Raw genomic sequence first — 25,675 nt, 5'->3', positions numbered from 1 at the left:
TTAATTATAGATAATTGCTTTATTTATGATATTTCTCTATGTTTTTTACATAATTATATATTGTTAATTGTGATCTTAATTGATTTTTACATTTGACATAAGAATTGCTTAGCTCTTTATCAATGATACGTGCTTTTACTGTATCATTTAGCTGAATAGAAAGTATATTTATGATTCTTTTTTTCACATCTGGATCAAGAATAGTTACTGCAACCTCAATACGGTAATCTATATTACGCGTCATCCAGTCAGCAGAAGATAAATAAATTTTTTTATCACCTCTATTTTCGAACATATACACACGATCATGTTCTAAATATCGATCTACAATACTGATAATTCTAATATTGTCACTGATTCCTGGAATATTTGGAATTAATGAACACATACTTCGTACTAGTAAATCAATCTTAACTCCACAACTAGATGCTTTATAAAGTTTATTAATCAGACCTTTATCTACTAAATTATTTAATTTTAAAGTAATTCCTGAAGGTAATTTTTGCTTCGCATTGGCTATTTCATCGTCTATTAATTTGTAAAGAACACGTCTAGAATTTTGTGGTGATACAATCAAATACTGAAAGGTTACAGGAAGATATGGATTTTCAATAAAATTAAAAACACGACGTACTTCATTAGTTATTCTTGAATCAGCAGTTAACAATGAATAGTCTGTATATATACGTGCAGTTTTTTCATTAAAATTTCCAGTTCCTATATGTCCATATCTCATAATTAAATTACCTTCCTGACGTGAGATAAGAAATAATTTGGCATGAATTTTAAAACCTGGGGTAGAAAAAATTACATTTACTCCTGCTTCAGTTAAACGTTTAGACCAGTAAATATTTATTTCCTCATTAAAACGTGCTTGTAATTCAACTACTACTGTGACTTTTTTGCCATTATAAGCTGCATGAATCATTGAATCCATTATTCTAGAGTATTTGGCAATTCGATATATGTTTATTTTTATTGCTAAAACATTAGGATCAAAAGATGCTTGTTGTAATAATTCTAATATATGTTCAAAAGTATAATAAGGATAGTAAAGTAATACATCACAATTACGAATTACATCAAAATAATTGTGACAACCTTCAAAACCAATGTGACGTACTGGTTGTAAATGATAATTAATTAGATTATTATTTCCAACATTTGGGAATTTAATGAAGTCTTTAAAATTATGATAACGACCACTTGGCATTACTGAATCAAAATTTGTAATAGAAAGTTTTTGGCATAATAATTCCACAAGTTTTATTGGCATGTCATGTTGATATAATAGACGTACTGGATCTGAGGTTAAGCGTTGTTTTAAACTAGATGACATTAACTCCAAAATACTAGATTCCATCGCTGAAGATAAATCATATTTAGCATCTCGGGTTATCTTTATTGAATAAGCGTTTAATAATTCGTAATTGTAAAATCCTTTGAAGATTTCATCTAAATAATATCTTAAAATATTATCTAATAAAATAATAGGTTTGTATTTATATTGTGGTTCAGCGGGGATTTTAATAAAACGAGGCAATTTATTTGAGGGAATTTCTACTAATGCATAACAATCTTTATTTCTACAAATAATTTCAATTACTAAATAAGTATAATCATCTTTAAGAAACTTAATCAAATCAGTTTCAGCAGTAATAATAATAGGAGTTACATGTTGACGTATTTTATTTTTAAAATATTTACACAACCAAATTTTTTGGTTAAAAGATAATTGCATTTCATTAATTAAAAATATTTGATTACGTTCCATTTCAACTATAAGGTCATTATATATAGCATTAAAATGTTGTTCAGATTTTACAACTTGTTTTTGGATTTTTTTAAAAAGATGGTGTGTAGTAGGTAATTTTTTTTTTCACCTATTAAGATATGTCTTTTTAAATCTGCAAAACGTACTTTATAAAATTCATCTAAGTTACTAGAATAAATTCCTAAAAAACGCATTCTCTCTAATAGTGGATTGTTTTTATCTTTCGCTTCTTGCAAGACACGTTCATTAAAAGATAGCCAACTCAATTCTTTATCAATATAAATCATTTATAAGACCTATACTTAATTTTTCATATTACTCATAGATTAGTCACAGATTTTAAATCTTATTGTTTTATTATGTTACCATAATTATAATTTATTAAATTTAATAAAATGTATTATTTATAATTTATTTAAATATTTTTCATAACCATTTAATGGTAACTTTTCACCATTTAACCATGCTTTTCCTCCTTCCATTTTTAATCTTTTCTCAATAAACCATTTAATAACAATGGGATATATGATATGTTCTTGTTGTTTAATACGTTTGATAATAGAATTTTCAGTATCCTCGGGAAGGATAGGAATTCTACTTTGTAAAATAATAGGTCCACCATCTAATTTATTAGTAACAAAATGTACTGAAGAACCATGTTCTAAATCATGATTTTCTAAAACTAAACGATGAGTATGTAAACCAGGATATTTAGGCAATAAAGAAGGATGAATATTAAGTATAATACCTTTATAGTGCTGTATAAAAACATCGCTTAGAATGCGCATATAACCAGCTAAAACAATTAAATCAGGATTATATATGTCAATTTCTTTTATGAGTTTAATATCGTATGCTATACGATCTATAATTTTACTTTCACTTATTATTTTATTTGGTATATATGCTTTTTTAGCATAAATCAAACCGTAAGCCAAAGGATTGTTACTTAAAACAGCTACTACTTTTCCTGTTTTGATTTTATTTTTACAAGCATGAAGGATGAATTTAAGATTACTTCCTTTGCCTGAAATTAATACAATAATTTTTTTCATTTTATGAATAATACACGTTCTTTAGAATCAGTAATTTTAATTACGCCTATAGGCCATGCTTTTTCATTAACATCATTTAAAAATGAAATTGTTTTTTTTAATTCTAATTTATTAACCATTATTATCATACCTACACCACAATTGAAGGTTCGATACATTTCTTGACGACTAATATTACTTTTTTTTTGAATCCAATTAAATATAGGAGGCCATACCCAACTTGTTTCATTTATTACAGCTTGGGTGTTGTTAGGTATCATTCTAGGAATATTTTCTAAAAAACTACCACCTGTTAAATGTATCATTGCTTTTATATTAACTTGATCTGTTAATTTTAATATATTATTTACATATATACGAGTTGGTTCAATTAAATAATGTAATAAAGGTTTTCCATTTAATTTTTCAATTAAAGGATTAATATTATGTATTTTAAGAATTTTACGTATCAATGAATAACCATTAGCATGAGGACCACTTGATCCTATAGCAATTAATACATCACCATCATTAATTTCATTTCCATTGATGATTTTTGATTTTTCAACTATACCTATACAAAAACCAACAAGATCATAATATTTATCTACGTATATTCCTGGAACTTCAGCAGTTTCACCACCTATTAATGCGCATCCGGATACATAACAAGCATCAACAATACCTTGCATTATTGAAGAGGCAATTTTCACATCTAACTTACCAGTTGAATAATAATCTAAAAAAAATAATGGCTCTGCTCCACATACTATCAAGTCATTTACACACATAGCAACTAAATCTAAACCAATATTATAAAAACACTTTGTATCTGTAGCTAGAAGTAATTTTGTTCCAACCCCATCAGTAGTAGTAACTATTACTGGTTCAGTATATTTTTTTGGAAATTCGCATAGTGCATTAAAACTTCCTATTGTACTTATTACTTCAGACCTATTGGTTTTTTTTGTTATATTTGTTATAAAGTTAATTAAAGAATTGCTATTATCAATGTCAACACCAGCATCTTTATAGTTGATAGATAATTTATCAATCATTTTTTTTCCTAAAATTATTATTAAGTAATAAAATATTATTATTTATTAATTAGTAAAAAAATATTTTATACTGCAATATAATTTTCTATTAATATTTACTTTGATTATGTCATTAAAAGTTCTATTATTTAAACAGATAATGAATACAAAAAAAGGGATATTAATAATATTTTAATATAAATTTTTCATCAGGCAAAATTAATGAAAATTATTGAAGTAAAACATCCTCTAATTAAACATAAATTAGGTTTAATGCGTGTACATGATATCAGTACTAAACGTTTTAGAGAATTAGCAGCTGAAATAGGTAGTTTACTTACTTATGAAGCTACTTCAGATTTAAAAACTGAAAGTACTGTTATTAAAGGTTGGAACGGTTTAGTAACAGTAGATAAAATTGAGTATAAAAAAATTACAGTTGTACCTATTTTAAGAGCAGGTCTTGGTATGATAGAAGGAGTCTTACGTTATTTACCAAGTGCATGTATTAGTATAGTTGGTATTTATCGTGATAAAGAAACTTTAACTCCTATACCTTACTTCCAAAAATTGGCTTCTAATATTAAAGAAAGTATTGCAATAATCGTTGATCCATTGCTAGCTACAGGAGGATCGATGATTGCTACTATCAATTTGTTAAAAAAAGCTGGATGTAAAAATATTAAAGTTTTGGTTCTTATAGTTGCACCAGAAGGTATTTATGAATTAGAAAAAGTACATAAAGACATAGAGTTATACACTGCATCAGTAGATAACAAATTAAATGAAGACGGATATATTATTCCAGGCCTTGGAGATGCAGGAGATAAAATATTTGGTACGAAATAATTAAATAAGTTGTTTTGTAGAAATAATTTTATTATTTAATAAACCACATGAATTAATGTGAATTTTATTGATAATTTAAATATTAGACTTTAAAATTTAAAAAAATTGTTATTATTTTATTTTATTAAATAAAATTAGATAGTTAAAACATAAGATGTATTTTGTTGTTTATTAATTGAATAAAAGCTCACAATTGTAAATTGATATTAATTATAATTATTATTAATATAAATTTATATTAAGATAGATTTATTTAGTATAATAAAACTTATATTGATTATGTTAGCCTATTAATATTAAATTTTTTAAAAATTAGTTATATATGATCACATATAATATTTTTTATTTATCATTTAATCAAATTTTAATAATTAGCTTTACTAAATTGATTTAATATTAATAATAATTTATTTTGGTATAAATATCATATATATTGTTAATATCATTGTTAATATCTAAAATGGATAGTAATATAAATTAGATAGAGAATAAAATTAACAATATGCATTTATTATTAAATAATGTGATTAATAAAAATTAATGATATGATATTTAATATATGTATTTTGATTGATTTTAATTAAATTTAAAACAAATTATTAAAATATTTATTGAATTTAAGGAAAATCTATAATGTTTGCGGGAAGCATCGTTGCTCTTATTACTCCAATGGATATTAAAGGCAGTATCTGCTGTTCTAGCTTAAGAAAATTAATTAATTACCACATTAGTAGTGGAACCTCAGCAATTGTTTCTGTTGGTACAACAGGTGAATCTGCAACACTTAGCCACGAAGAACACGGAAATGTAGTGATGAAAACTTTAGAGCTCGCAAATGGAAAAATTTCAGTAATTGCTGGTACAGGATCAAATGATACTGCTGAAGCTATTTCTCTTACTAAACGCTTTGAAGATTCTGGTGTTATAGGATGTTTATCTGTAACTCCTTACTATAACCGACCAACGCAAGAAGGTTTATATCGACATTTCAAGGCCATAGCTAATAGTACAGATTTACCACAAATATTATACAATGTACCATCTCGTACTGGTTGTGATATGCTTCCTGAAACTATAGCACGTTTAGCAAAAATTAAAAACATTATCGGAATTAAAGAAGCAAGTGGTAATTTATCGCGTATTAGCCAAATTAACAATTTAATAAGTAGTGATTTTATTTTAATGAGTGGAGATGATATTACTGCTTTAGATTTTATGAGATTAGGAGGGACAGGTGTTATTTCAGTAACAGCAAATATTGCTGCAAAAGAAATGGTTCAACTTTGTCAATTGGCAAGTCAAAAAAAATTTACTCAAGCTTACAAATTAAACCAACGTTTAATGTATTTACATAAGGCATTGTTTTGTGAATCGAATCCTATTGCAGTAAAATGGGCTGCAAAAAAAATTGGGTTAATTAAAAACGATAATTTACGTTTACCTATGACTGAATTAGCCCTTAGTAAACAATCAATTGTAGAACAAGCTCTGATAAAAGCAGGTTTGCAATAATAAATGAAGGAGTGTTATGAATGAACTATTCATTAAATCGTTCAAATTTCATTTTGATAATAAAACTTTTTATTACCACATTTTTACTATCATCATGTTCTTATACTTCAGATTATTTAAATACTGAAAAGTTACAAGATATCAAAGTACCGAAAAATATTATTTTGCCGATTAGAAATGGTGATTTTGATATACCAGTTATAAATAAAACAAATAATAATTTATTTAAAGAAAAACCTTCTATATATCCACCTATTCAGATTTTGGAAATGAATGATGGTAAATCATATTTTAATGGAAATAAAGGATTATTGTTTATTAATCAAAAAAATAAAGATATTATTTGGTCACAACTTATTGATATTATAAATTTAAATAAGATTCCAATCTTATCAAATAATAAAAATATATACAAAATAACAACAAATTGGGTTAAATTACCTAAATCATATGAAAAAACTCAATATCATGGTAAATATGTATTAAAATTAAAAGAATTTAATTCTAAGTTAGCACTTACTGTATCTTTAATAGGACTAAAGAGTGGAGAAAACATTATAAAATCATTATATTATAAAAAATATTATACAATAAAAATGTTAAATGATATTATTATGGGCCTTTCTAAAGAAAACCATAATAAACAAGTAAAGCACTCTAATAATTTTGATGATATTAAAATTAATATAAAAAGTATCGTTAATGAAAAAAACATACCAATTTTAAAAATGGATACATCTTTTGATGTAGCATGGCAAAGGTTAGAAATTGCAATGAACACCATAGGTATGAAAATAAATTCTAGTGATAAAGCAAAAGGTAGTTTTAATGTAAGTTATTCAACTCCAATATGGCAAAAACTTATTAATAAAGTAAATCATAAAAAAGATAGTTCTATTATTCCAGACGGTGATTATATTGTACAACTTGGTGATTTACATGATCATGTAACTATGCAAATTATAAATCCCAAAGGCAATATTTTAACTAAGTCATTAAATGATTCCTTAATGATATTGCTCCAAAATGCATTGAATAAATAACTTATTTTGTTATTACAAAATTATTTTGTATAGATGTTTATAAAATGTAAAAAAATCTGAAATGTATTAAGGAATATTTAAAATATTATGTTATGCCAAAAAATTAACTTATTTAAAAGATTAATATCCAATAAATATATTTCAATAAACCATGGTTCAGTTTTTCTAATTAAACGTTTTGGTATAAAAGAAGGTATTATATTAAGTCCACCATTAACAATTCATTATTTTTTAAATAATATTAAAATAATTGTTATACGTTTGTGGATTTATGGGATATAAAAATTATGAATAAAAACTATCAACAAATAGATGAAATTATTATCTAAGATGGTATTACATAATTAATCATAATTATTAATTATAATTTTAATATTTTTGATATCAAACATAACTGTTAGGAATATTAAATGAATTTTTAAACAATTATTTGTTCCATTATATACTGATACATTTTACTTAATTTTTGTAAATCAGATATTTTAACACATTCATTAATTTTATGGATTGTAGTATTTACTAGCCCTAACTCAATTATCTGTGCACCGGTAAGGGCAATGAAACGACCATCAGATGTTCCGCCTGTTGTTAGTAATTTAGGTGTAATTTTATTATGATGCAATACTGTATCTATTACTATATCAATTAATTTTCCTGTTTGAGTTAAAAAAGGTTTTGCTGCAATTTTCCATTCAATAGAATAATTTAGTTGAAGATTTGAAATTATCATTTCGATACGTTTACGAATAATTGAATCATTTAATTCTGTACCAAAACGAACATTAAATTTAATGATAAGTTTTTCAGGAATAATATTGTCGTTGCCATCACCTGCTTTTATATTGGTGATTTGCATAATTGTTGGAGGAAAAAAATCGTTTCCTTGATCCCAAACAATATTTGTTAATTTATTTAATAATGTTATTCCACTGTGTATAGGATTGTCAGCTAGATGAGGATAAGCAACATGGCCTTGTATTCCATATAATGTTAAATTAGCATTCATCGAACCTCGACGTCCATTTTTTATTACATCTCCTATAATTACATTACTAGTTGGCTCTCCTATTAAGCAATAATCTAAACGTTCATTATTTGCGATTAATTTCTCAACCACCTTTACTGTGCCATTATTAGCATTAGATTCTTCATCTGAAGTTATAAGAAAAGCTAAACATCCTTTATGATGTGGATACATTTCTACGAAACGTTCAGCAGCTATTATCATTGCAGCTAATGCTCCTTTCATATCAGCAGCACCACGACCAAATAGCATATCTTTATAAGTAATAGGATCAAAAGGGAAATTATGCCAACTATTAATATCACCAGGTGGTACTACATCAGTATGACCAGCAAATACTAATGTTTCTTGTTGATGATTATGACGAGTTGCCCAAAAATTTTTAGTATCCTTAATATTAATCTTTTCTACATAAAAACCAATATTTTCAAGACGATCAATTAATAAATCTTGACATCCCGCATCATTAGGACTAATAGAAGGACATCGAATCAGCTGTTTTGTAAGTTCAATTATTGGACATAACATTATTAATTTCTCTTCAATAGTTTATAAAAATTGTTTTAAATTTTATTTTAATAAAAATACATTTAAAGAAAAAATATTATTTTATGTAAGTAATAATATATTTATGGGTATATATAATACCAGTTGATATAAAACAATAACTTATTGAATAAATGCAAATAATTTAGAAAAATTATATATTATATAATATGTGTAAAATATAATTAGTAGATATATCTTATTACAATATATTAGTAATCAAATTATGTTTAATTTAGTAAACTACGGTAGTTGGTATTTTAATATGTTATCATATTTAAATGAATTTAGAAGTAAAGTTTATTTTATGATAGGTCAATTAATAAAAATTTTTATAAAAATCTTTAAAATATATATTTTTTATTAATAGTGACTAAAATTTTCATTAAATTAGATAATGATTAAATAAATCATTTCTTCATTGCGTTTTATCTATCTAATAACAAAGATAATATCTCGTCTATAATGTCATTTTAATTTTTATATTTCCTGCTAATAATTACATTGATTCAGTAATGTTAAGTTAAAGATATAAACACATATTCTATATTAATTTATATATTAAATATAGTTAAAAGCTTAATAATAAGAAATAGTCTTCTGATTTTGCATTTATTAATTATCTCATTAATAAGCATTAATATTAAATATCAATTAATTTACATATTAAATAAATAATATAAGATTCGTTAATATAATTTTTATATTTTTTATAAATTATAAGATAAATCAATAAAGATACCATCTTCCTAATAACTTAATAAAATTTTTAGTTATAACAATTGATAATTAGGATAAATAAGAAAATTATGATACATAGAAAAAAGAATTTAGAAGTTCATGATGCAAAAAGACGTTGGTTGAATTCTCACGATATTGGTTATCAAAAATCTATGGATAATCGCCATATTCAAATGATTGCAATTGGAGGTGCTATAGGTACTGGTTTGTTTATGGGAACTGGTGGTCGCTTACAAATAGCAGGACCAGCATTAGTGTTAATTTATATTATTTGTAGTATTTTTTCTTTTTTTATTTTGCGCGCATTAGGTGAATTAATTTTAAATCGTCCTTCTAGTGGTAGTTTTGTTTCTTATGCTAGGGAATTTCTTGGTGAAAAAGCTTCTTACGTCGCAGGTTGGATGTATTTTACTAACTGGGCTATGACTGGTATTGTTGATATTACCGCTGTTGCATTATATATGAAATATTGGAAAATATTTGATGGTATACCTCAATGGATATTTGCCCTTGCTGCTTTAGTACTTGTTAGTGTTATGAATATAGTTGGAGTAAGGTGGTTTGCCGAAATGGAATTTTGGTGTTCTTTAATTAAGGTGCTAGCTATTATTGTTTTTTTAATTATCGGATTAGTGGTATTAATTAGTGGTCAACCAGTAGATGGTAATATTACTGGTTTACATTTAATTAAAAATCAAGGTGGATTTTTTCCTCACGGATTATTACCTCCTTTAGTTTTAATACAAGGAGTGATTTTTGCCTTTGCATCAATTGAATTAGTTGGTACAACGGCATGTGAATGTAAAGATCCTAAAACAATATTACCAAAAGCAATTAATAGTATAATTTGGCGTATAGGTATATTTTATATAGGTTCAATATTACTATTAATACTTTTATTGCCGTGGAACGCCTATCATGAAGACCAAAGTCCATTTGTTACTTTTTTATCTAAATTAGGTATACCTTACGTTTGTAGTATTATGAATTTTGTAGTCCTAAGTGCTGCTATTTCTAGCATAAATTCAGGTTTGTATTCTACAGGACGTATTCTCAGGTCTATGTCAATGGGGGGATCAGCACCAAAATTTATGTCAAAAATGAGCGCTCAGAAAGTGCCTTACGCTGGAATTATAAGTACTATTGGGATCTATGCAATTGGTGTATTGCTTAACTATACCTTACCCTCAAAAGCTTTTGAAATTGTCTTAAATTATGCTTCACTTGGAATTATTTCTTCTTGGAGTTTCATAATGATATGTCAATTACGTTTGCGTAAAGCTATAAAAGAAGGTAAAGTAGAGGATGTAAATTTTAAATTACCAGGAGCCCCTTTTACTTCTTGGTTAACTCTGTTTTTTTTATTTTTTGTCTTAATCCTTATGGCATTTGATTATCCTAATGGCACCTATACTATTGCTTCTATTCCATTAATTGCATTAATATTAGTACTAGGATGGTTTAAAGTAAGAAAAAGAGTTCATGAAATTTCTAAACAATATTTAGAAAAAACAGATAATTAATTTTAAAATTTTTATTCATATTATAGATTTTAAACATTTAATTATTTATTAAATATGATAATTCTAATATCAAGGTAAAATATTCACCTTGATATTAGAAACTATATTATAATGCTTTATTAAAAATTAAAATCTTGATGTAAGAACAACTTCTAATTTATGTTGATCAATATAGAATTGACGAATACCTTCAGATAACTTTTCCACAGCCATAGGATTCTGATTATGCCTCCAACGGAATTCTGATTCTGAAATTGGAGTTTGTTTTTTATATAAAAATTGATTATAAAATGGTTTTAACTTTCTTATTAAAGGGCTACAGGTATTTTTTAGTTCTTTTAATAAATCAGGAGATATCGTTAAATAATCACAACCGGCTAATTCAGTTATTTGTTCTATTCTTCTAAAACTAGCTCCCATAATAATAGTTTTATATTGATAATTTTTGTAGTAATTATAAATATCAATAATAAAATTTACACCAGGATCTTGAGTTGCTAAATACGGATTAACGAGTAAATCACGGGTTTTATACCAATCATAAATTCTGCCAACAAATGGTGAAATTAAAAATACATTTGCTTCAGCACAGGCAATTGCTTGTTCTAAAGAAAATATTAATGTAAGATTACATTTGATATTTTGTTTTTCTAGTTCCGCAGCAGCACGAATTCCTTCCCAAGTTGATGCTATTTTAATTAAAACACGTGAAGGATCAATTCCGTTATCTTTATATAAATTAATTAATTTTTTTGCTCTATTAACACATCTAAATTTATCAAAAGAAAATCTAACGTCTATCTCCGTAGAAACACGACCAGTGATATTATTTAGTATTTCTGTCCCAATATTAACAGCAACTTTATCACTTGCATTAATTATTTTTATTTCTTTACTACCGCCTTGTTTTTTAGCATAATCAACTGCGTCATCTATTAAATGTTTATATCTATCTGAATTAATAGATTTAAGTATAATTGAAGGATTAGTAGTTGCATCTCCAAGACAATAATTTTGGATAGCTGTCATATCACTACTGTCTATAACTACTGTAGTAAATTGTTTTAGAGCTTCTAATTGATTCATATAAAATCCTTAATATAAAATTTACTTTCTGAAGTTAAAATATTTAATTAAAAACAATCATAAAAATAATACTTTCATAACAATAAAAATAATTGCTATTTTTTTTAAAATAGTAAAAACTTCTATATTAAATTAATTATATTTTTAATATACGTTAATTTTTATATGTAAATAAAAAATAATTTATTATCAATAATAAAATAAGGATATCAAATGGATGATAAACTAAGACAAAGCGCACTTGATTTCCATCAATATCCAATATCAGGAAAGATTCAAGTATCCTCTACTAAACCTCTAGCAACTCAACGTGATTTAGCTTTAGCATATTCTCCTGGTGTTGCAGCACCTTGTCTTGAGATAGCTTCAGATGCACTAAAAGCATATAAGTATACTTCACGTGGTAATTTAGTAGCTGTAATATCTAATGGTACAGCAGTTTTAGGTTTGGGAAATATTGGTGCCATAGCAGCTAAACCAGTAATGGAAGGCAAAGGTGTTTTGTTTAAAAAATTTGCAGGGATTGATGTATTTGATCTTGAAATAAATGAAACCAATCCAGATAAAATAATAGAAATAATTGCCTCTTTAGAACCCACCTTTGGAGGTATAAATTTAGAAGATATAAAAGCACCAGAATGTTTTTACATAGAACAACAACTACGTCGTCGTATGAATATTCCTGTTTTTCATGATGATCAACATGGTACTGCAATTATTTGTACTGCAGCAGTTATAAATGGATTATATATAGTTAATAAATCTATTGATAATGTTAGATTAGTTGTATCTGGAGCAGGTGCGTCAGCTATTGCTTGCATGAATTTATTAGTGGCAATAGGTTTACCCAAATATAACATACAAGTTTGTGATTCTAAAGGATTAATTTATAAAGGTCGAGAAGATAATATGGCTTTAACTAAAGCCGAATATGCTGTAAAAGATGATGGTAAAAGAACATTAGATGAAATTATTGATGGAGCAGATATATTTCTTGGTTGTTCTGGTCCAAAAGTATTAACACCAAAAATGGTTCAAAAAATGGCAAAAAACCCGTTAATTTTGGCTTTAGCAAATCCAGAACCAGAAATTTTACCTACAATAGCTAAATCAGTGAGACCTGATGCAATTATTTGTACAGGAAGATCTGATTTTCCTAATCAGGTTAATAATGTACTTTGTTTCCCTTTTATTTTTCGCGGAGCTTTGGATGTAGGTGCAACAACTATTAATGAAGAAATGAAAATTGCTGCAGTCAATGCTATTGCAGCTATTGCTCAAGCTGAACAAAATGATATAGTTGCATCGGCTTACGAAGATCAAAATCTTAGCTTTGGCCCTGAATATTTAATTCCTAAACCATTTGATCCGAGATTGATTGTTAAGATAGCACCTGCTGTTGCTAAAGCAGCAATTAAATCTGGTGTGGCTACCCGTCCTATTCAAGATTTTGAAGTCTATCGTGAAAAGCTTACTCAATTTGTTTATAAAACCAATTTATTCATGAAACCAATATTTTTTCAAGCACGTAAATCGCAAAAACATGTTATATTAGCTGAGGGAGAGGATGTAAGAGTCCTACATGCTACACAAGAATTAGTAACTCTTGGTCTAGCTAAAATAATTTTAATTGGTCGTCCCAATGTTATTAGAATGCGTTTACAGAAACAGAGTTTAAAAATTGAAATAGGAAAAGATTTTGAGTTGGTAAATAATGAATCTGATCCTCGTTTTAATGAATACTGGAATGAATATTATCAAATTATGAAACGACGAGGCGTAACTGCAGAACAAGCAAAACGTACTATAATGAGCAATCCAACTTTAATTGGAAGTATCATGCTACATCGTGGCGAAGCGGATGCATTGATTTGTGGTACTGTTGGCAATTATAATGAGCATTATGATATAGTAAAAAATATATTAGGCTTACGTAATGATGTTAAGGTATCAGGAACTATAAATGCTTTATTATTACCTAGTGGTAATACTTTTATTGCAGATACATATGTCAATGAAAATCCTACATCAGAACAATTGGCAGAAATTACTTTGATGGCAGCGGAAACAGTAAGACGTTTTGGAATAGAACCGCGTGTAGCCTTATTATCTCATTCCAGTTTCGGAACTTCTAATGCACCCAGTGCTCAAAAAATGAGAAATGCTTTAAAAATTATAAAAAAAATTGCTCCACAATTAGAAATTGATGGAGAAATGCATGGAGATGCTGCACTGGTGGAAAGTATACGCCGCAAATTAATGCCAGATAGCTTCCTTAAAGGTAGCGCTAATTTACTCATTATGCCTAATGTAGAAGCAGCTAGAATTAGCTATAATTTACTACGTGTATCATGTTCTGAAGGTGTAACAATCGGTCCTGTTCTAATGGGTATGAAAAAACCAGTTCATATACTAACTAGTATATCTTCTGTAAGAAGAATTGTAAATATGGTTGCTTTCTCTGTAGTTGAAGCTCAAAGTAAACCTTCTTAATTATTTATTATTCAGTAATAATTAAGTTATCTATTATTTTAATGAAATCATGCTAACCAATTTTTAATAGGTAGAAAGTCTCTGTACAGAGAGGCTTCTGCCGAATTTTTATCAGGTTTGTAATTATATTCCCAACGTACTAAGGGAGGAATAGAAAGTAAAATTGACTCTATTCTACCATTAGTTTGCAAACCAAATATAGTGCCACGATCGTAGATTAAATTAAATTCAACATATCTACCACGTCTATAAAGTTGAAACTGACGCTCTCTTTCACCCCAAGGATGATTTTTACGACGTGCAACAATTGGCTGATAAGCAGCCAAGAAACCATTTCCTACCGCTTTTGAAAATTTAAAACAATATTCAAAACTTGGTTTATTGAGATCATCAAAAAATAAACCTCCTATGCCACGTTGTTCCTTTCGATGTTTAATATAAAAATATTCATCACACCATTTTTTATACTTATGATAAACAAATTTACCAAATGGTAAGCAAATATCAAAGGCTGTTTTATGCCAATGAACTACATCTTCTTTAAAACCATAAAAAGGTGTCATATCGAACCCTCCACCAAACCACCAAACTGGTTTATCATCTGGTTTTTCTGCAAGAAAAAACCTTATATTGGCATGACTAGTTGGTACGTATGGATTAAATGGATGTACTATTACAGACAGTCCTAATGCTTTAAAGCTATAACCTAATAACTTTATATGATATGAAGTTGCCGATTGAGGTAGTATATAATTATGAATATAAGAATAGTTAACAGCAGCTTGCTCAAATACTTTTCCATTATTCAATACACAACTTTGACCGTTAGAATTTATAGAACTCCATTTATCTATTTTGAATTCTTTGTTATTATCTTCTTTAGTTAGGACATTGCATATTTTATTTTGCAGTTTTAGTAAAAATTTTTCTATTATATATATATTTGATATATGATCCATTTTATTTATAGTATTAAACATATCTAAAATTAAGGCTATTATAATATATAAATATCATTAATAATATCCACAATATATTAAATATTTATAGAAAAGAACCTTATAACTTTCATAAAAGAAAATTTTAGAGAAGAAGTAAAAGTGATAATTTGCTCTTTTCTATAAAAAATTTTTATTTTATATAGTTGTATATTAATTTTTTATCAAATAAAATATGTTATGAATATATTTTATTGACTTATAGTCATACTAATTATTTTAGTTTCTCCTACAATAACTCGTCCAGATAATTTAATTAGTTCTTTTATATTATCCATATTAGATATAACTACGGGAGTAATTGTAGATTTTACTTTTCTTTCTAAGAATGGTAAATCAAATTCAATAATGGTTTGTCCGATTTTGATTTCTTGGCCTTCTTTAGCAATTCGTTTAAAACCATCTCCCTTTAATTCAACTGTATCGATACCAAAATGAACAAATAGTTCAATCCCATCATTAGATATAATTGAAAAAGCATGATTAGTTTCAAAGATCTTTCCTATTTTTCCATTGACTGGAGCAACCATTTTATTGCCACTAGGTTGTATTGCAATACCATCTCCAATGATTTTTTCAGAAAATACTACATCTGGAACATCTTCAATATCAGTGATTTTACCAGATAAAGGAGCAATAATATTAATTACTTTATCCTTACTTTTTGTTTCTCCAAAAAGTTTAGAAAATAAACTCATAATCTTCTCCTAAATGAAAATTTCAGGCTATTATCTTATATCATTAATACAATATTTTTTCTTTATTAAATTTATTAATTAAGTTTATTAAATCTTCAGTTGTAGGTTGAAGCAGAGCTGTTTCTGCTAGTGATTGTACATCTTTAAAATTAGCACTGCGAATAATTCTTTTAATTTTGGGAATAGAAATTGAACTCATGCTAAATTCATCTAATCCCATACCTAATAATAGTAAAGTAGCTCTTTCATCTGCTGCAAGTTCACCACACATTCCGGTCCATTTACCTTCAGCATGAGATGCATCAATAACTTGTTTTATTAAGCTCAATACAGATGGAGCCATTGGGTTATATAAATGTGAAATTAAACTATTACCACGATCAACAGCTAATGTATACTGTGTTAGATCGTTCGTACCTATACTAAAAAAATCAACTTCTTTTGCTAAATGATTTGCAATAACTGTAGAAGCAGGAGTTTCAATCATTATACCAATTTCGATTGATTCATCAAAAATTTTTCTCTCTTTTCGTAATTGTAATTTTAAATCTTCAATTTCTAATTTTAAAATTCTTATTTCTTCAACTGATATAATCATTGGAAACATAATACGTATTTTCCCAAAAGCAGAAGCACGTAAAATAGCACGTAATTGCGTATGCAAAATTTCTTTGCGATCCATTGTAATACGAATCGCACGCCATCCAAGAAAAGGATTTTCTTCTTTTGGTAATTTCATGTAAGGCAAATCCTTATCTCCTCCAATATCCATAGTACGTACTATAATTGATTGTGTTCCTAGAACTTCTGTAACAGCTTTATATGCCTGAAACTGTTCTTCTTCAGTTGGTAATGATTTGCGATCCATAAATAGAAATTCAGTTCTATACAATCCAATACCTGCTGCACCGTTCAATTTAACGTTAGTTAAATCACTAAATTTACTTATGTTAGCACATATTTTAACTTTATGACCATCTACTGTTATAGCAGGTAAATTTTTTAGTTTGTTTAATTCATTTTTTTTTCTAGTATATTCTGTTTTAATTTCTTTTATTTTTTTATTAATTTGTTCTGATGGATTAATATAGATATAGTTATTCAATCCATCTAAAATTAACAAATCTCCGTTTTTTATGCATGAAGTAGCAATTTTAGCACAAACGATAGCTGGAATTTCAAGAGAACGTGCCATTATTGAAGTGTGAGAAGTTAATCCCCCTAAATCAGTAATAAATCCTACTACCATATTTAGGTCTAATTGTGCGGTTTCTGAAGGAGTTAAATCTTCTGCTACTAATATTGACTTATCTTGTATTAAATCCATACCAATAATATTTATTCCTAGTATATTTTTTAACAAACGTTTGCTTATATCACGTATATCAAGTATACGTTCTCTAAGGTATTCATCATTTAATTTTTCTAAAATTTCTATTTGATTATCTAAAACCAATTTTGTGGCAGCATCTGCAGTTAAATAATCTTCCTTAATAAGATTGATTATTTCTTTTTCTAGTTCTTCATCTTTCAATAACATAATATGTCCCTCGAATATTGCTGCTTGTTCTTTACCGAAAGACTCATTAGTTTTGATCATAATTAATTCTAATTGTTTTTCTGTTTTGTTGCGGCTATCTAAAAATTTTTGAATTTCGTACTTGACTTGATTTTTGGAAATTTTTTTTTGGTTAATAACTGTTTTGTTTTCTTTTAAGAGTATAGCCTTACCAAAAGCGATACCTGGTGAAACTACAATACCTGAAATCATAATATTACCTTTCTTTTACGAAGTTGATTAACTGTGTTATATGTAGTGTCGCACCATCGCAAGAACATTTAAAAGCAAATATCAGTGATAATAACTTACTAGTTATTTAATTTTAAGAAAAAATAATATCTAAATTTTATATAATTTATTTCAGTTCATTCACTAATTTAGCTAAATGTTTAACTGCTTCTTCTTCATCTATACCTTCTGCATTTATAGTAATTACAGAACCATAAGTTAAACCCAGAGTTTGTAATTTAAATAAACTTTTTGCATTTGCTGATTTACCTTGAGATATGACCTTTATTTCAGATTGAAAAGATTTTGCTTGTTTTACAAATTGAGCAGCAGGTCTAGTGTGTAATCCATTTAATAAATTAATAGTAATTTCTTTCTGAAACATCGCAATTTCCTAGTTTATCACATTTAGTGTATTTCAATGTAATTTATGACATATGGATTAAATATTTAAAATATCATAAAATGGTTAATTATAAGTAAAATCTTGTTTTTAATGTTTATATATTTTGTTAATGTATTTAATTGAATAAATGCTTTTAATGCTTTTTAAGTAAAAACTCCAGAAAATAAATTAGTGCTTAAGTATCTTTCTCCAGAAGATGGTAATACCACAACAATATTTTTATTAGCAAATTTTTTTTCTTCTTGCAATTTAATTGCAGCAGATAAAGCAGCTCCTGAAGAAATTCCACATAAAATACCTTCTTCTTCCATTAATTTTCGTGCCATTATGATAGATTCTTCATTTGAAACAGCGATAACACGATCAATGATAGTTAAATCAAGATTTTCTGGAATAAATCCTGCACCAATACCTTGGATTTTATGTACACCAGGGTTCATAGATTTTCCAGATAAAAATTGGGTTATTACAGCTGAAGTAATTGGCTCAACTGCAATAGAAATTAAATCTTTTTTTCCTTTGGTATTTTTTATATATCTAGTGACACCAGTTATAGTCCCACCAGTACCCACACCTGCAATAAAAACATCCACTTCTCCATTAGTATCTTTCCAAATTTCAGGACCAGTAGTTTGTTCATGAATTTCTGGATTAGCTGGATTGCTAAATTGCTGTAATAACAAGTATTTATTTGGATTGCTAGCAACTATCTCTTCAGCTTTATTAATAGCACCTTTCATACCTGTTTTACCTTCTGTTAGTACAAGATTAGCGCCTAATGCTTTAAGTAATTTACGACGTTCAATTGACATAGTATCAGGCATAGTTAAGGTTAATTTGTAACCACGAGCAGCAGAAACATAAGCTAAAGCTATACCAGTATTACCACTTGTAGGTTCTACTAATTCTGTATTAAGTTTTAATATTCCTCGTTTTTCTGCATCCCAAACCATATTAGCTCCTATTCTGCATTTTACGCTAAAGCTGGGATTACGAGATTCTATTTTTACAAGTATCGAACTATTTCCTATGCGATTTAATCTAACTAGTGGTGTATTACCAATTGTAAAAGAGTTGTCTTCGTAGATTTTATTCATCTCGTATTTAACCGAATGAAGTAACAATTACGTTAAAATTTTAAGCATAACTTTTATACTATAGATAAATTAAATAATTGTATGTATGCTCAGTTGTAATAAAATTAATAATTTTTATTCAATTAATACTTTATTAAATATATTTTAAAAATATTAATTTTTAAAAGAACAAATTAGTATAAATAAAGACAAATACCATTCCTAAATTAAAAAATAAAAGATAATCCAAGAATTAAGTTACAAGAATAAACTTAACCTTAAATAGTTAAGTTTATTAATAAAAAAGATATAAATTATAAAAGAGAAAATATATATATTTGTTAAAATAGAATAAAATCTGTTACATTATAATTTATATAAATATATATTTAATATAAAACTAGATTATTGATTATAAAATATCAAAATATAAAAACTAAAATATAATATTATAGGAATATAAACTGAAATTTATTTTAAATACCATGTTAAAATTTATAGATTAAATTTTATTTATTATGTAATAATTATAATTTTATAAATTTAAAACGGTAATTTTCACATGAGAATGAACAAAATACTATGAAATTGATTAGAAAGAAAATTGCTAATCTTAGAAAGCTTTTACGTTATCACGATTATCTATATTATATAAAAGATTCACCAGAAATTCCAGATGTACAATATGACCAAATGATATTGCAATTAAAAAAATTAGAAAAAGACAACCCATCATTAGTTGAGCCATATTCTTCAACTCAAAAAATTGGTGGAGGAATATTTAAAAAATATAATCAAGTACAACATAATATGCCAATGTTATCATTAGATAATGTTTTTGATGAAAGAAGTTTTTTATTATTTAATAATCGTATAAATAACAAATTAAAAAACAAAAATATAATAAGATACTGTTGTGAATTAAAAATTGATGGTTTAGCTGTTAACATAACATACAAAAAAAGTTTATTAGTTAAAGCTGCAACTAGAGGAGATGGTTTTTTCGGTGAAAATATTACAGATAATATCCTTACAATTAAATCTATTCCTTCAAAACTTCAAGGTATTAATATACCTGATTTTTTAGAAGTAAGGGGAGAAGTCTTCATGACTCAATCTGATTTTGAAAACCTAAATAAAGAACATAAATTGCAAAATAAAAAAATATTTGCCAATCCTCGTAATGCGGCTGCAGGTTCTTTGAGACATTTAAATCCACAAGTTACTGCTATGCGTCCTTTGAGATTTTTTTGCTATGGTTTAGGATCAGTAAAAGGTAAAACATTATCATTTAGTCATATACAAAACCTTAAACAATTAGAAAAATGGGGCTTACCTGTTAGCAAACATATTCGTCTAGCCTGCAGTACTGATGAAGTAATTAATTTTTATCAAGACATTAAAAAAATTAGGTATACTCTAGGATTTGACATAGATGGAATTGTGATAAAAGTAGATTCACATGAAATTAGGGAAAAATTAGGATGTATTGCGAAAGTGCCACGTTGGGCAATAGCCTTTAAGTTTCCAGCTCAAGAAAAAACGACTTATGTTAAAGAGGTGAAATTTCAGGTAGGAAGAACTGGAATAATTACACCAGTTGCAGTTCTTCGTTTAGTTAAACTTGCAGGAGTAAATATTAAAAGAGCTACTTTACACAATTCTGATGAAATTAATCGTCTTGACTTACATATAGGAGATAAAGTTGTCATTCGTCGAGCTGGTGATGTTATTCCTCAAGTTATGAGCGTAATTTTATCTGAACGTCTTAACAATTCAAGTAAAGTAATATTTCCTATAAAATGTCCAATTTGTAAATCTAACATAGAACGCTTAGAAGGAGAAGTTATTGCTCGTTGTACAGGAGGATTAACTTGCAAAGCCCAAAAAAATAGTTTACTTAAGCATTTTATTTCTAGTAAGGCTATGAATATACAAGGTATAGGTAATAATTTAATTGAAAAATTAATTGATAAAAAATATGTTAAAACTCCAGTAGATTTATTTTTATTAACTAAAAAAAAGTTAATTAATCTTGATCGTATGGGATTAAAATCAGCTCAAAATATATTAAATTCATTAGAAAAAGCTAAACATACAAGTCTTCCACGTTTCATTTATTCTCTTGGCATTCGAGAAGTAGGTGAAGTAACATCTAGTAATTTAGCAAATTATTTTATTACTTTAGATAAATTAATTAATGCAGATATTAATACATTAATCAATATAAAAAATATTGGTTTAAAAACAGCCATTAATATCATTCATTTTATGAATGAAGAAAATAACCTAAAAATAATAAATAGTCTTATAAACGATATAGGTATTCGCTGGACAAGCGTTATAAAAAAAAATTTAAAACAATCAAGTAATTACTTTCATGGAAAAGTTGTTGTTCTTTCAGGTTCTTTTATGAATATAAAACGTAATGAGATTAAATTGAAGTTAATTGAATTAGGTGCAATTGTTAAAAATCATGTGTCCAAAAAAACTAATTTATTAATATGTAATACAGCAATCAGTAATAAATTAATAAAAGCACAAAAATTGGGAATTAAAATAATAAATGAAAAAGAAATGTATAACATAATAGAAAATTAATTATCATTTTGAATGAAATTGTCATACAGTATTTTAATCGCTCCTATTATTTTCTTTATAATATTGAGCAATATATGAACACACCATCAATTGAATTTGATGAAATACCATTAAAGGTAATATAATCATTCCTATCGAACCAACAGGAAATAAAATATTTGCTAAGGGGATCCCATTTGCTAAACTTTTTTTGGATCCACAAAATAATACTACAATTTCATCATGACGATTAAATTTAAGCAAACGTGAAAAGAAATAGTTAATAATTAATACAAAAAATAATAGTAAGACACATTCTATAATAATGTAGAAAAGATCATAACAACTCACTTGATGCCATATTCCATTATTTACAGCATCACTAAAGGCAGAATACACCACTAGCAAAATTGATATTTGATCAATTTTATTGATTAAATTATGATTTTTATCAATCCATAAATTTATCCAACGGCGTGATATATGACCTAATAAAAACGGAATCAATATCTGTAATATTATTTTTATAATCTGTTTTATTTCATTTCCTATATTTATATTTGTATTATGCAAACTTAACAACAAATCAACAATCAATGGAGAAATAAATATTCCTAGCAAGCTTGAAACAGAAGCACTGCATATAGAAGCTGCTACATTACCTCCAGCTATAGAGGTAAGAGCAATCGCTGATTGTACTGTAGCAGGCATACTGCATAAGTATAAAAAACCAGAATCAATTTCTCTATTAATATTTATTGGATTCCATCGAACTAAAATTAATCCTAAAATAGGAAATAGTATAAAAGTACTAAATGTTATCCATAAATGAAGTTTCCAATTTCTACTTCCTGAAATAATTTTTTCATGTGATAATTTAGCACCATGCATATAAAATAGTACAGAAATAGCTATGATAGTTAGATACTTAAATAAGTATATAAAACTACCTTTTAACGGTATAAAAGAAGCTAATAATACAGTAATTATTATTTTGATTATCATTGTTATGATTTAGCTATAGAATTAAATAGTAAAATGATTAATAGATAATAAATATAAATTGAAAATAAATTGTGATGTTTAAATGTTACTAACATTAAGAATAAGAACTTAATAGTGATATTTATATAATTTTAAAAGTTGATATGATTTAGATAATAATTAAGAAAATAAATAAAATATGTTAGATCAATTTTTTGGGTCGTGCAGGATTTGAACCTGCGACCAATTGATTAAAAGTCAACTGCTCTACCAACTGAGCTAACGACCCAATTTTACTAAAGATAAACTAGAATTATAGCATTTATCTTCACATTCTTCATAAATTATTTTTCTAAAAAACGATCTTAATGATGGTGGGTAATGACGGATTCGAACCGCCGACCCCCTCCTTGTAAGGGAGGTGCTCTACCAATTGAGCTAATCACCCGAACTAATTTTATATTTTTGATATGTAGTTAATCTTGAATCATATTTAAATATACTAGATTATAAATCTATATACAATAGGATATATTTCCTATTTATTCATAGTATAATGTTTTTTTTAGAAATACAAGTTTTATATTAAAATTTAATTTTTATTTATTAAATAGTAACATTATAAAATATAATGTAAATTGTTAATAACAAAAATTAATTTTTGGCAAATTGAAGGGATTACCTAAATGAACGTAAAAACTCGTTTTGCACCAAGTCCTACTGGTTATCTACATATTGGTAATGTTCGTACAGCGCTTTATTCCTGGCTATTTGCACGTCATCATAATGGTACATTTATCTTAAGAATAGAAGATACTGATATAGATCGTTCTAAACAAGAATTCGTTAAAGATATTATAGACAGTATGAATTGGTTAAAATTAAATTTTAATGAAGGACCATATTACCAAACTAAAAGATTTCATCGCTATAATAATGTTATTAACAATATGTTAAAAACTGGTCTTGCATATAAATGCTTTTGTTCAAAAGAACGTTTAGAATATATACGTGGAATACAAATGAAAAAAGGGGAAAAACCAAGATATGATGGATTTTGTAGAAACAATCAAAAAATACCAGATAACATGCAATATGTAGTACGTTTTCGTAATCCACAAGAAGGACATATCATTTTTAATGATCAAATTAGGGGTATGATTAGATTTAATAATGAAGAATTAGATGATTTAATTATTCGTCGTACTGATGGATCTCCTACATATAATTTTTGTGTAGCAATAGATGATTGGGATATGGGCATTACACATGTTATCCGCGGTGAAGATCATATTAATAATACACCAAGACAGATCAATATATTAAGAGCTATAGGAGCAAATATACCAGTTTATGGACATGTTTCTATGATTTTTGGTTCTGATGGTAAAAAACTATCTAAACGTAATAGTAGTATATTAAAAATATCAGACTATAGAGAAAAAGGCTACTTACCGGAAGCATTGCTTAATTATTTAGTAAGACTTGGTTGGTCTCATAATGATAAAGAAATTTTTACTATATCTGAAATGATAAATTTGTTTACAATAAATAAAATAAATAAATCTGCTAGTATATTTAGCATTGATAAACTTAGATGGGTTAATCATAGGCATATCAATACATTGCCTTTAGATTATATAGCAAACCAGTTACATGAACATATTAAAAATCAAGATATTAATATTAGTGATGGTCCTAAATTAACAAAAATAGTTGCATTATTCAGCAAAAATTGCAAGACTTTACAAGAAATGGCAATTTCTTGTCGTTATTGCTTTGAAGATTTTACTGAATTTGATCATAACTACGCTAGAAAATATTTACATTATAAAAACTATGAATTACTAAAATCTATTCGTAATAAATTAATCACAATTTGTGATTGGAATATTGAAAACATTTATAGTACAATTTTAAATGCGGCGAATGAATTTAAAATCAATACTAACACTGCATGTATGGCTTTACGTGTGGCTATTACAGGTGTGAATTATTCGCCAGCTATCAATTATATTATTGAAGCAATTGGTTTAAATAAGACTATATCGCGTATCGACAAAGCACTAACTTTTATTACTAATAGCTGACTTATTTGCAGAAGTTAATTTTTATTATTGTTAGATAAACAAGTTTAATTATTACGATTTAATCCAATATATATCATATAAACATAAATTACTTTCCTCTTTATTTATTGAAAAATTATTATTTAAGTGAACTACTGTTAAATTATATTTATTTTAATTAAGGGGCTATAGCTCAGTTGGTAGAGCAGTTGCATGGCATGTAACGAGTCGGCGGTTCAACTCCGCCTAGCTCCAATAATGTTAATTAAATTTAATTTTTGTTTTTCACATATAATGTTTTATACTATATTCCATTGAGTATAATCTTTAGTTGGGATAACATTTAAATATTAACATTGGTTAAATTTTAGCTCTGTAGTTTAATTTATTTTTTTTAATTTTTATTAAAGAAT

At 26.7% G+C, this 25,675-nt stretch carries 18 protein-coding genes, 3 tRNA genes and 1 pseudogene; 9 read left to right on the top strand and 13 right to left on the bottom strand.

Annotated features, from left to right (window positions below):
* Positions 1-19: 19 nt before the first annotated feature.
* From ppk1 to purM, 3 genes and pseudogenes are all read right to left on the bottom strand, one after another.
* A pseudogene (gene ppk1 / locus CRV09_RS01420) lies at positions 20-2,061 on the bottom strand (polyphosphate kinase 1).
* 117 nt (positions 2,062-2,178) lie between these two features.
* Positions 2,179-2,829 carry a phosphoribosylglycinamide formyltransferase gene (gene purN / locus CRV09_RS01415; protein WP_136132345.1) on the bottom strand — a complete coding sequence of 217 codons (651 nt, stop codon included), beginning with the start codon at positions 2,827-2,829 and terminating at the stop codon, positions 2,179-2,181.
* Positions 2,826-3,866, bottom strand: a complete 1,041-nt coding sequence (gene purM / locus CRV09_RS01410) for a phosphoribosylformylglycinamidine cyclo-ligase (RefSeq protein ID WP_136132344.1) — start codon at positions 3,864-3,866, stop codon at positions 2,826-2,828. The genes purN and purM overlap by 4 nt, the downstream gene beginning before the upstream one ends.
* Before the next feature lie 201 nt (positions 3,867-4,067).
* On the opposite strand from purM, the gene upp reads away from it, so the two are divergent.
* From upp to CRV09_RS01390, 4 genes are all read left to right on the top strand, one after another.
* Positions 4,068-4,694, top strand: a complete 627-nt coding sequence (gene upp / locus CRV09_RS01405) for a uracil phosphoribosyltransferase (RefSeq protein WP_136132343.1) — start codon at positions 4,068-4,070, stop codon at positions 4,692-4,694.
* A gap of 633 nt (positions 4,695-5,327) precedes the next feature.
* On the top strand, positions 5,328-6,206 hold the full coding sequence (dapA, locus tag CRV09_RS01400; RefSeq protein ID WP_136132342.1) for a 4-hydroxy-tetrahydrodipicolinate synthase: 879 nt from the start codon (positions 5,328-5,330) through the stop codon (positions 6,204-6,206).
* Between the two features lie 20 nt (positions 6,207-6,226).
* Entirely contained in the window at positions 6,227-7,249 is a 1,023-nt protein-coding gene (gene bamC / locus CRV09_RS01395) for an outer membrane protein assembly factor BamC (RefSeq protein ID WP_136132341.1), read from the top strand.
* An 87-nt stretch (positions 7,250-7,336) separates the two neighbouring features.
* A complete protein-coding gene (locus CRV09_RS01390) occupies positions 7,337-7,531 on the top strand; it encodes a hypothetical protein (RefSeq protein ID WP_136132340.1) in 195 nt (64 codons plus the stop codon).
* 136 nt (positions 7,532-7,667) lie between these two features.
* On the opposite strand, the gene dapE is transcribed toward CRV09_RS01390, so the two are convergent.
* Positions 7,668-8,801, bottom strand: coding sequence for a succinyl-diaminopimelate desuccinylase (gene dapE, locus CRV09_RS01385; protein ID WP_136132339.1), 1,134 nt, complete (start codon positions 8,799-8,801; stop codon positions 7,668-7,670).
* 827 nt (positions 8,802-9,628) lie between these two features.
* Here dapE and ansP point away from each other — a divergent pair.
* Entirely contained in the window at positions 9,629-11,083 is a 1,455-nt protein-coding gene (gene ansP / locus CRV09_RS01380; RefSeq protein ID WP_136132338.1) for an L-asparagine permease, read from the top strand.
* A 126-nt stretch (positions 11,084-11,209) separates the two neighbouring features.
* On the opposite strand, the gene tal is transcribed toward ansP, so the two are convergent.
* Positions 11,210-12,169, bottom strand: coding sequence for a transaldolase (gene tal, locus CRV09_RS01375; RefSeq protein WP_136132337.1), 960 nt, complete (start codon positions 12,167-12,169; stop codon positions 11,210-11,212).
* Positions 12,170-12,382: 213 nt separating this feature from the next.
* On the opposite strand from tal, the gene CRV09_RS01370 reads away from it, so the two are divergent.
* On the top strand, positions 12,383-14,662 hold the full coding sequence (locus tag CRV09_RS01370) for an NADP-dependent malic enzyme (RefSeq protein WP_136132336.1): 2,280 nt from the start codon (positions 12,383-12,385) through the stop codon (positions 14,660-14,662).
* A gap of 47 nt (positions 14,663-14,709) precedes the next feature.
* Here the strand turns inward: CRV09_RS01370 and hemF are convergent, their stop codons facing one another.
* The 5 genes from hemF to cysK form a co-directional block, all read right to left on the bottom strand.
* Entirely contained in the window at positions 14,710-15,612 is a 903-nt protein-coding gene (hemF, locus tag CRV09_RS01365) for an oxygen-dependent coproporphyrinogen oxidase (RefSeq protein ID WP_422386573.1), read from the bottom strand.
* A 239-nt stretch (positions 15,613-15,851) separates the two neighbouring features.
* Entirely contained in the window at positions 15,852-16,358 is a 507-nt protein-coding gene (crr, locus tag CRV09_RS01360) for a PTS glucose transporter subunit IIA (RefSeq protein WP_136132334.1), read from the bottom strand.
* Between the two features lie 43 nt (positions 16,359-16,401).
* The gene (ptsI, locus tag CRV09_RS01355; RefSeq protein ID WP_136132333.1) at positions 16,402-18,129 is read right to left on the bottom strand and encodes a phosphoenolpyruvate-protein phosphotransferase PtsI; all 1,728 of its coding nucleotides are present in this window, start codon (positions 18,127-18,129) and stop codon (positions 16,402-16,404) included.
* A gap of 145 nt (positions 18,130-18,274) precedes the next feature.
* Entirely contained in the window at positions 18,275-18,532 is a 258-nt protein-coding gene (locus CRV09_RS01350; RefSeq protein ID WP_136132332.1) for an HPr family phosphocarrier protein, read from the bottom strand.
* Between the two features lie 164 nt (positions 18,533-18,696).
* Positions 18,697-19,650, bottom strand: a complete 954-nt coding sequence (gene cysK / locus CRV09_RS01345) for a cysteine synthase A (protein ID WP_136132331.1) — start codon at positions 19,648-19,650, stop codon at positions 18,697-18,699.
* Between the two features lie 561 nt (positions 19,651-20,211).
* Between cysK and ligA the strand changes: the two genes are divergently transcribed.
* On the top strand, positions 20,212-22,230 hold the full coding sequence (ligA, locus tag CRV09_RS01340; protein WP_136132330.1) for an NAD-dependent DNA ligase LigA: 2,019 nt from the start codon (positions 20,212-20,214) through the stop codon (positions 22,228-22,230).
* 33 nt (positions 22,231-22,263) lie between these two features.
* Here the strand turns inward: ligA and CRV09_RS01335 are convergent, their stop codons facing one another.
* From CRV09_RS01335 to CRV09_RS01325, 3 genes are all read right to left on the bottom strand, one after another.
* Positions 22,264-23,214, bottom strand: a complete 951-nt coding sequence (locus CRV09_RS01335) for a bile acid:sodium symporter family protein (protein ID WP_136132329.1) — start codon at positions 23,212-23,214, stop codon at positions 22,264-22,266.
* Positions 23,215-23,409: 195 nt separating this feature from the next.
* A tRNA-Lys gene (locus CRV09_RS01330) sits at positions 23,410-23,482 on the bottom strand.
* An 83-nt stretch (positions 23,483-23,565) separates the two neighbouring features.
* Positions 23,566-23,641, bottom strand: a tRNA-Val gene (locus CRV09_RS01325).
* 238 nt (positions 23,642-23,879) lie between these two features.
* Here CRV09_RS01325 and gltX point away from each other — a divergent pair.
* Positions 23,880-25,283, top strand: a complete 1,404-nt coding sequence (gene gltX / locus CRV09_RS01320) for a glutamate--tRNA ligase (protein WP_136132328.1) — start codon at positions 23,880-23,882, stop codon at positions 25,281-25,283.
* Between the two features lie 161 nt (positions 25,284-25,444).
* Positions 25,445-25,517, top strand: a tRNA-Ala gene (locus CRV09_RS01315).
* The last annotated feature ends 158 nt before the right edge of the window (positions 25,518-25,675 follow it).

Source organism: Candidatus Pantoea edessiphila, from assembly GCF_002933345.1.
Taxonomy (GTDB): domain Bacteria; phylum Pseudomonadota; class Gammaproteobacteria; order Enterobacterales; family Enterobacteriaceae; genus Pantoea_C.
The sequence above is the reverse complement of the archived record's forward strand: the minus strand, read 5'-3'. Positions and strand labels throughout refer to the sequence as shown.